Source organism: Streptomyces otsuchiensis (genome assembly GCF_004305975.1).
GTDB classification, from domain to species: Bacteria; Actinomycetota; Actinomycetes; order Streptomycetales; family Streptomycetaceae; genus Streptomyces; species Streptomyces otsuchiensis.
Genome location: NZ_BHZI01000238.1, coordinates 1 through 8,948 on the forward strand (window position 1 = coordinate 1; position 8,948 = coordinate 8,948).

At 74.6% G+C, this 8,948-nt stretch carries 7 protein-coding genes; 3 read left to right on the forward strand and 4 right to left on the reverse strand.

What is annotated here, in order from left to right; all coding sequences use genetic code 11:
- Positions 1-1,066 (reverse strand): LacI family DNA-binding transcriptional regulator (locus E0D90_RS20055; protein WP_130799513.1); only part of this gene is annotated, 1,066 nt, incomplete at its 3' end.
- A 194-nt stretch (positions 1,067-1,260) separates the two neighbouring features.
- On the opposite strand from E0D90_RS20055, the gene E0D90_RS20060 reads away from it, so the two are divergent.
- Positions 1,261-2,736 carry an endo-1,4-beta-xylanase gene (locus E0D90_RS20060; RefSeq protein WP_130799514.1) on the forward strand — a complete coding sequence of 492 codons (1,476 nt, stop codon included), beginning with the start codon at positions 1,261-1,263 and terminating at the stop codon, positions 2,734-2,736.
- A gap of 100 nt (positions 2,737-2,836) precedes the next feature.
- Here the strand turns inward: E0D90_RS20060 and E0D90_RS20065 are convergent, their stop codons facing one another.
- From E0D90_RS20065 to E0D90_RS20075, 3 genes are all read right to left on the reverse strand, one after another.
- Positions 2,837-3,799 (reverse strand): NAD(P)H-binding protein, encoded by a 963-nt coding sequence (locus E0D90_RS20065; RefSeq protein WP_227870354.1) that lies wholly within the window; start codon positions 3,797-3,799, stop codon positions 2,837-2,839.
- Positions 3,800-4,067: 268 nt separating this feature from the next.
- Positions 4,068-6,950 carry a type 1 periplasmic-binding domain-containing protein gene (locus E0D90_RS20070; RefSeq protein WP_130799515.1) on the reverse strand — a complete coding sequence of 961 codons (2,883 nt, stop codon included), beginning with the start codon at positions 6,948-6,950 and terminating at the stop codon, positions 4,068-4,070.
- Positions 6,951-7,092: 142 nt separating this feature from the next.
- Positions 7,093-7,443, reverse strand: coding sequence for a cupin domain-containing protein (locus tag E0D90_RS20075; protein ID WP_130799516.1), 351 nt, complete (start codon positions 7,441-7,443; stop codon positions 7,093-7,095).
- Between the two features lie 154 nt (positions 7,444-7,597).
- Between E0D90_RS20075 and cutA the strand changes: the two genes are divergently transcribed.
- Complete coding sequence (gene cutA, locus E0D90_RS20080; protein ID WP_103501249.1) at positions 7,598-7,969, forward strand: divalent-cation tolerance protein CutA; 372 nt, start codon at positions 7,598-7,600, stop codon at positions 7,967-7,969.
- 146 nt (positions 7,970-8,115) lie between these two features.
- Positions 8,116-8,948, forward strand: an 833-nt coding sequence (locus tag E0D90_RS20085) for a sirohydrochlorin chelatase (protein WP_130799517.1), incomplete at its 3' end; no start/stop codon positions are given.

The window sequence follows — 8,948 nt, forward strand, 5'->3', positions numbered from 1 at the left end:
GGCTGTCGGTGGGCGGGGCCGTGCTGGCCCGGACCACCAGCTCGGTCGCCAGCTCCAGGCGCGGCGAGTCCACCGACTCGCCCCGAGCCTGCCCCAGCACCGTGCGGGCGGCCATCTTGCCCATCTCGGAGAGCGGCTGGCGCACGGTGGTCAGCGGCGGGGAGGCCCAGCGCACCTCGGGCAGGTCGTCGAAGCCCACCACGCTCATGTCCTGCGGCACACGCAGCCCGCGCAGCCGCAGTGCCTCGATCGCCCCCAGTGCCATCTGGTCGCTGGAGGCGAAGACGGCGGTCGGTGGATCGGCCAGCTCCAGCAGCTGGTTGCAGCCGGTGAACCCGGCCTCGTGGTAGAAGTCGCCCGGCGCGGTGAGGTCCTCGTCCACCGGTACGCCGGCAGCGGCGAGGGCCGCGCGGTGGCCGTCCATCCTGGCGCGGCTGCACAACAGCCGCGCCGGTCCGGCGATGAAGCCGATGCGGCGGTGTCCCAGCTGGAGCAGGTGCTCGGTGGCGGCCAGTCCGCCGGCCCAGTTGGTGGCGCCGATGGTGGGAGCGTCCAGGGCGGGGGAGCCGGCCGGGTCGACCGCGACGATCGGCACGCCCAGCCGGTGAAGTTCCTTGTGCAGCACGGGTTCCAGCACGGACGTCACCAGGATGACGCCGTCGGAGGCGCGCGAGCGGAGGTTCCGCATCCACTGCCGGGCGGGGCCCGCGCGGTCGTGGATGGCCGAGACCACCACCCCGACGCCGGCCTCGTGTGCGACGTCCTCCACGCCGCGGATGATCTCGACCGCCCAGGGGCTGTCGAGGTCGTTGAAGACCAGGTCCAGCAGGGCCGCGCGGTCTCCGGGCGCGCTGGAGCGCCGGCGGTAGCCGTACTGCCGCAGCAGGTCCTCGACCCGGGCGCGGGTCTGCGGGGCCACGTCGGAGCGCCCGTTGACCACCCGGGAGACCGTCGGTACCGAGACGCCCGCCTCCCGCGCGATGGCGGTGATGGTGACCCTCGGGGCACCGCCGCGGCCCGCCTCGTCGCCGCTGACCTCGCTGGTCACGCCGTTCTCGCCTGTCATCCGGACCCTCCTTGCGCGCATTCTCCCCCGGTTCGGGGGGTGCTCCGCGCAGTCCCCACATGTTCCGGAAGTTTTTCAACTCTATTCCGGAAGGGTTGACGGGCGCCAGAGCCCCCTTTAGACGAGTTACCACCAGCGCCCCGCCGCCCCCGCACCACCACCGGCCCGGGCGCACCACACGAAAGGGGCCCATCATGCGCTTGGCGCGCAGAGCCGCCGTCGCCATCGCCGCCGGAGCCTTGCTCTCCGGCACAGCCGCGTACGGCACCGCCTCGGCGGGCGACACCGCCTCGGCCACCGCACAGCACCTCCCGCAGCCGTGGGCGGGAACCAGCCAGGCCGACACCCTCCGGGACGCCGCCGCGACCCAGGGCCGGTTCGTCGGGACCGCGCTCAACGACGGACTGCTGAACAACCCCACCTACACCGCCATCGCCGGCGGCGAGTTCAGCTCCGTCACAGCCGAGAACGCCATGAAGTGGGGCTCGCTGGAGTCCACCCGCGGTCAGTACAACTGGGGAGGCGCGGACCGCCTCGTTGAGTTCGCCGACCGCCACGGCCAGCAGGTGTACGGCCACACCCTGGTCTGGCACAGCCAGCTGCCCGGCTGGGTGGAGAACGGCAACTTCAGCCCCACCGAGCTGCGGGGCATCGTCGACAACCACATCGCCACCGTCGCCGGACGCTACGCCGGTGACATCGACCGGTGGGACGTGGTCAACGAGGTCTTCAACGAGGACGGCACCTTCCGCGACTCCGTCTTCTCCCGCGCCTTCGGCGAGAGCTTCGTCGCGGACGCCTTCCGCGCCACCCGCGCCGCCGACCCCGACGCCCGGCTCTTCATCAACGACTACAACACCGACGGGATCAACGCCAAGAGCGACGGCATGTACCGGCTGGTCAGCTCACTGCTGGACGCGGGCGTGCCGATCGACGGCGTCGGCTTCCAGTCGCACATGATCCTCGGCCAGATGCCCGCCAGCTATCAGGCCAACCTCCAGCGCTTCGCCGACCTCGGGCTGGAGGTGGTGATCACCGAGCTGGACATCCGGATGAACACGCCCTCCGACGCCGGCCGGCTCGCCCAGCAGGCGGAGCAGTACCGCCAGGTGGTCCAGGCGTGCCTGAACGTCGACCGGTGCTCCGGCGTCACGATGTGGGGCGTCAGCGACCGCGACTCCTGGATTCCGGGGGTCTTCCCGGGTGAGGGCGCGGCCAACCTGTACGACGAGGACTACCGGCCCAAGCCGGCCTACGGAGCGGTGCTGGCCGCGTTCGGCGGGGGCGGCGACCCCGACCCGACCGACCCCACGGACCCGACCGACCCGAGCGATCCCACGGACCCGACCGACCCGGCACCCGGTGGCTGCACCGTCTCCTACCGCGTCACCAGCGCCTGGCCGGGCGGTTCGGTGGTGGAGGTCGGCGTGACCACCGCCACCGCGCTCGACGGCTGGCAGGCGACCTTCGCCCTGCCCGCGGGCGCACGCGTCACCGGCGGCTGGAACGCCACCTTCAGCCAGAGCGGCTCCACCGTGACCGCCGCCAACGTGGCGCACAACCGGGCGGTGGGCGCGGGCGGTACCTTCGGCTTCGGCTTCCAGTCCGACACCGGAGCACACGGCGCACCCGCCGTCAGCCTCAACGGGGAGCGCTGCGCCACCGGTTGACCGCCGCAGCGCCGGGCGCGGTGACCACACAGGAGGGATGGTCGCCGCGCCCCTCGCCGCCGCCGGCCGGTGCGCCCCGGCGCCCGGCCGGCGGCCGGCCTCAGTCCTCCCAGGCCCCGCTGGCCGCTGTCCGGCGCACGAACTCCTCGAAGTCCCGGGCCTCGTGGCCCAGCGCGCGGCGCACGCCGTCCGCCGGCTCGGAGCAACTGCCGTCCAGGGTCTCGGTCAGGGTCAGCATGGCGGCGGCGACCGCCGCCGGCGCCATGCCCCGCCGGGACATGGCCTCGGCGTACCGCGCGGCGGGTACCGGACGGTAGCGGAGCTCCAGCCCGGAGACCCGTGCGATCTCGGCGACCGCCTCCCGGAAGGTCAGCGCCCGGCTCCCGGTCAGGGTGTAGGTCTCGCCCTCGTGGCCGGCCTCCGTCAGCGCCGCCACCGCCACGTCCGCCACGTCCGCCAGGTCCACGAACGGTTCGGGCACCTCTCCGGCCGGGATCGTGACCACGCCGCTGAGCACCTCGGGCAGCAGGGAGTCCTCGGAGAAGTTCTGCGCGAACCAGCAGGCGCGCAGCATCGTCCAGGCCGTCCCGGTCCCCTCCAGCGCCTCGCGCACCGCGTCCTCGGCGCGCCGCGCCGTACTCATCCCGCGGCCCGACAGCAGGACCAGCCGGCGCGCGCCGCTCTCGGCCGCCGCGCGTGAGAGGGCCGCCAGCCGGCCGGGCGCGGCCGGGTCGGAGAGGTCCGGCGCGTAGGCCACGTAGACGGCGTCGATGTCGGCCAGCGCGGCCGGCCATCCGGCGGGGTCGGCCCAGTCGAAGGGCGCCGCCTGTGCCGACCGCGAGCCGATCCGCAGCGGTGTCCGCCGCGCCCGCAGTCTGCCGACCACGCGTCGTCCGCTCTTGCCGGTGGCGCCGAGCACCAGCACCCTCCCGCCCGTGGCGCCGTCCCCACCGGCCTGGGCCGCCCGGGCGAGGGCGGCGTCACGCGCGATGACGGCGCAGTCCATGAGTCGCGGGCGGCCATCGCCCGGGGCGGCCCCCGCGCTGTCCGCTTCTGTGTTCATGGACGAAAGTCAACCCTGTCCCGGGGCCGAGGCCGTTCGCGCACGTTCGTTCGATCCTCGCCGCCGGGTCGGAGCAGGCTTCGCCGCATCCCATCTGCCCTGTGTGGCAAGGGTGTTGGGCGAGGTCACAGCCGGCTCAAGAGGTGTGCGCCGCCTCGGCTCCGGGCGCGCGCCACACGAAAGGACGACGACGCGCGGACCGGGATGCCCCCACTGGGGGCGGGCGCGCGGGCGGCGCTCGTCCGGGGCCGCGGGCGTGCGCCGGGCGTCACAGCGGGCACCCGGTGTCCTTCTCGGCCGGCTGGTCGCCGTCGTGCAGGGTGCCGATCAGGAAGGAGCAGGTGGGCGCGGCTTCGAGGTCGTTGATGTTCTCGATGGTGAGCACCGCGAGGTTGCGCTCGTTGCCGATCCGGTCCCTCCGGAAGTCCACCTCGCCGGTCGCCCCCTTGAAGACCCTCTCGCGTATCTGCTGCGCGACCGCCGCCCGATGCGCCGGGCGGCTGTGCTCGCCGGTCTCGAAGGTCCGGTGCAGGGTGGCGACCGCCCTGATCATCAGGCCGGCCGCGTCATAGGCCACGCCGGTGCGCTCGGCCGGCCCGGGTGCCGCCGGCTCGGCCATCTCCGGTATCTCTCCGGCGAGTTCGCTGTGCAGCTTGGCGAATCCCGCACAGAACACGTTGAGCGGCGTTCCCGAGCCGGTGCCGGGCGGAGCCTGCCCGCGCTGACAGGGCTCGCCCGCCAGCGTGACCAGCGCGCCGAGCCCGACGTAGGAGATCCGGACGCCGGCCAGCACGGTGTTGGCGCGCCGCTCCGGCTGGGCGACGAACCGGGAGACCGAGTCGCTGGCCACGATCTGCGGGAGCCGGTCGGTCCGGGTGCACCCGCTGGTGACCTGCCGCAGGAAGCCGCCGAAGTCGGCCTCGCGGCCCACGTAGTAGACCAGCTCCCGGCTGCGGTCCTCGCCGTCCGCGCACAGCGACGTCAGTTCGCCGGGGGAGTCGGTCCAGCCCTCCGCCGTCACCTCGCGGCCGGACTCCGTCACCCGCTCCGTGGTCCCCGCCACCAGGGTCTCCACATAGGCGTCGCCGCGCTCCAGCGGCGGGTGGTGGATCGTGACCCGTTCGGCGCGCAGGTGTTCCGCGTACGCCGCGATCAACAGGGCCTGCCGGTCGTTGTCCGGCACCATCTGGAAGTACAGGGGCGAGACCTCGGCCAGGCCGGTGCCGGTGAGCGTGGTGCCGATCACCGGGACGCCCGCCCGGCCCAGCTCGGCGATGGCGAGCTTCGTCTCCGCGATGGTGCGGTCCAGCCCCAGCACCCCCACCACCGTGGGGTCGGACTCCGCCAGCGGAGCCAGCATCTCCCGTGCCACCAGCTCGGCTTCGCCCATCTCGTCGCCGCCGTTGGCGACGACGACCCGCAGCAGCGGCTCGGACGGGGCCTCCTCGTTGTTCTGCTCGCGCTGGCGCAGCACCAGCCCTTCCAGCTCCTCGGCCGACGCGTGGTCGGTGTCGGGGGTGACATCGCGGTGGGTGAGCCCGACGAAGTGGACCAGGGTGAGCAACGGCCGCTCCGGCTGGTCGCGGTGGAGCCGTTCGGCCTTCTCGTTCTCCTCGAAGACCGTCAACTGGGCGGTGCGCAGCCGTTTGTCGGTGCCGAACACCTGGGCCGCGCTGTCGCTGTAGCCCACGCACTGCACATCGCCGCGACCCAGTTCCACGACCCGCACCGAGACCCGTTCCTCGAACCCCGCCCGGAAGTAGGAGCACCCGGCCGACCAGGAGTCGTCGACCCGGAAGACCACCGGCAGCAGCGTCAGCACCAGTGCCAGCGCCAGGGCGGTCTCCACCACGCCGCGGCGGGCCGGCCAGGGCGCGCGGCGCGGCCAGAACCGGTCCTCGCCGTGCCCGCCGCCCGCCGCCCAGCCGAACCCGTCCGGCTGGTCACCGTCGCCGTCGCGGTCCGGGCCGTCGGTGAATGCCGGCGCCCGGTCCGCGGCCGGGCGGGTCCCGCTGTCCGTGATGTGAGCCGGGCCCCGCCGCGAGGACATCGGCGCCGCCGGGGCCCCGAGCCAGAGGTAACGCGCGTAGCGGTCGAACTGTTGCCTCTTGCGGGGGAGTTCGTGGTCCCAGCGGCGAAGGGCGGCACGGGAGTCGGACGGGTGGTGGATCTTCCCCGGCCGCGGTTCGGGGAGCTCGTCACCGGCCGCCACCACCAACAGCGGATCGTGCTCGCCCGTCTCGTTCCGGACCTCGTTGATCAGCCGCAGAAGTTCCCAACCGCCGTTCCGGCCGGTGACGTTGTCCAGAAGCAGCACCACGTAGGCGGTCCGCCGCCACCCGGAGCGGCGGGGCAGCACCCGGCGGTGACGCCGCCGGTAGCCGGCCCGGAGGTCCTCCAGGAACGCGTGGACGAGCAGCTTCTCGACGTGCTCGGGGTTCTCCGCCTCCCGGCGGTCGACGGTCAGCCGTTCGGCGAACCCCTCGAAGTCGTGCGAGTGGGCCGGAACCAGGTAGGGCTGACGCATCATCCACCGCGCCTGGCGCCGCACCCCGGTGATCCGGAGCCCCAGCCATCCGCCCAGCGTCACCAGTAATCGCAGCCCGGAGCGGACCGTCGCGGACGGGATCTCGTCGAGGGCCTCGCCGATCGCCTGCCGGTCCGAGGGGGCGGGGGCCCGGCCGCTCCACTGCCGCAGCAGCTCGGTCATCCGGTTCCGCCGCCGTCCACGCGGCGGAGTGGGCTGCCGGGTCAGCCAGTCGATCAGCCCGTAGCGGTCGAAGGAGGGCCGGTGGTCCGGGCCGAAACGGTCGGCGTCCAGGCGAAAACGGGCGGCTTCCAGCAGCGGCAGCAGCGACGGTTCCCGGTCGCGTCCCTCCGGGGCCCCTCCCTCGCCGGCGGAGCCCGCGACCGCCTCCGCGTCGACGTAGGCGTACGGCAGGTGGCTGGTCCGGGACAGCACACGCTTGTCGAACGAGGGGAGCGCGCGCCGCCGCCCACCGTCGTGCAGCAGGCAGACCAACGGCAGCGGACGGTCGCCGCGGACCGACCGTTCCCCGTCACGGTCGGTGAAGCGTGGCCGCCGGACCAGGCCCGCGATCATCGACTCCAGCTCGGGCTGACCCGGGTACTCCTCGAAGGCGGTCGGCATAACGGACAAGCCTACTGAGCGTTCGGTCGTTCGGAAGGCGAACGACCAACCGAATGACGCGAGTTGAGCCCGGGGACGATTCCCGGCCAGTGCGGGCGGCGACATCCGGCCGCCCCATCCGCGGGCGTTCGCTCCCCGGGCGTCAGACCGCGGTGACCGCCGTCAGCAGCACCGCGGCGTCCTGCTCGGCCCGCAGCCCGTGTCGCCCCTCCGGCAGCTCGGTCACCACACCCGCCGCCAGCGCCGCACCCGCCCCGGAGCCGCCGCCCTCGCCGCCGGCCGCCTCGTCGCCGGTCAGCCGGACCGTGCCCCGCAGCACCTGGAGGCTGGACGCCGGCGGAGCGTCGTGCTCGCCCAGCTCCGCGCCCGCCCGCAGCGCGATCACACTCTGCCGCAGCGGCCCGTCCCTCAGGAACAGGTGGGCGCTGCGTCCGTGCTCCGCCCGGCGGGCCAGCTCCAGCTGCTCGTCGGCGAGGGCGTTCAGGTCTTCCATGCCGGCTCCCGGGGTCAGCGCCCTCAGGCGCGCCGTCCTTCCATGGTGACCGGCCTCGGCCCGGCCGCAACCGAACGGGACGTAGCCTGGGAGATCGCGCGACGGCGGGCGTCCATGTCCGCCGGCCCACGGAACGGCGACGGAAGGCGGCAGGATGACCTGGACAGCGGACCCGGCGGGCGCGGCACCGGCGGCGACCGAGGTACTCGTGGTGACCACCACCACCGACAAGGCGGAGAAGGCCGAGGAACTGGCCGCCCGCGCCGTGGAGCTGCGCCTCGCGGCGTGCGCCCAGGTCGGCGCCCCGATCACCTCCTACTACCGCTGGCAGGGGGAGACCCAGCGGGACCAGGAGTGGCCGGTGGTCCTCAAGACCACCAGCGCCCGCTACCGCGAGCTGGAGACCTACCTCCGCGAGGCCCACGACTACGACGAGCCGGAGATCATCGGCGTCCCGGTCACCCGGGGCAGCCCCGGCTACCTGGAGTGGGTCGCCACCGAGACCGTCGACGGCGACGCACCGTGACATCCGGGGCCGGTGGGGACACCCGCCGGCCCCCCGGCCTCGCGTGCCCCGCGGGTGAGAGCAACGGCACGTCCCGCACGCCCCGCCCGGCACGGATGTGACACCCGCGCAACACGGAGGCAACGGGCGGCTCGCAGGCTGAGCCCATGACAGCCCACACCGCCGCGCGGACCGACGGCACCGTGCCCGTGCCCGCGCTGGTCGCCGTCGTCCCCGGCGTCCCCGAGCCCCGGTCCCGCGACGCCGTCACCGCGCTGCTGCGCCGCGTCCGCGCCCTGCGGCCGGGGCTGCGCACCGAGGCGGTCTGGCTTGAGGAGCGCGGCACCCGGCTCGCCGCCACCCTCGACCGGCTGCCCGCCGCCGTCCTGGTGCCGTTGCTGTTCACCCGGGGGCCGGGCGTCAAGCACGCCATCCCCGCGCTGCTGGCCGAGGCCGGGCGGCGAGCGCCGCTCGCAGCCAGTCTCGGCCCCCACCCGCTGCTCGCCGAGGCGCTGTGCGGCCGGCTCGTGGAGTCCGGCCACCGGGCCGGTGACGCCGTCGTGCTCGCCGCCCCCGGCTCGCTGGACCCCGAGTCCACCGCCGGCACCCAGCACACCGCCGACCTGCTCTCCGCCCGGCTCGGAGGAGCGCCGGTGCTGCCCGGCCACCTCGGCGCGGGCGGCCCGTCGGTCCCCGAGGCCGTAGCGGAACTCCGGAGGAGGGGGCACCGGCGGATCGGCGTCGCCGGCTGCTTCGTCACGCCCGGCGCCGCCGCCGACTCCTGCGCGGTGGCAGCGGCGGCGGCCGCCACGGCGGACGCGGTCCTGGCCCAGCCGCTGGGCGCGCACGCCTCCCTCATCCGGCTGCTGCTGCACCGCTACGACCAGGCGCACGTCCGCCGGGCTCCGGCGCCCCGGGCCGGGAGAAGCGCCCGGACGGGAGCCGTCGCCGTCGCCACCGCCGGGCCGGGCGCCGGTCACGGCTGGGAGGCCCACTACGG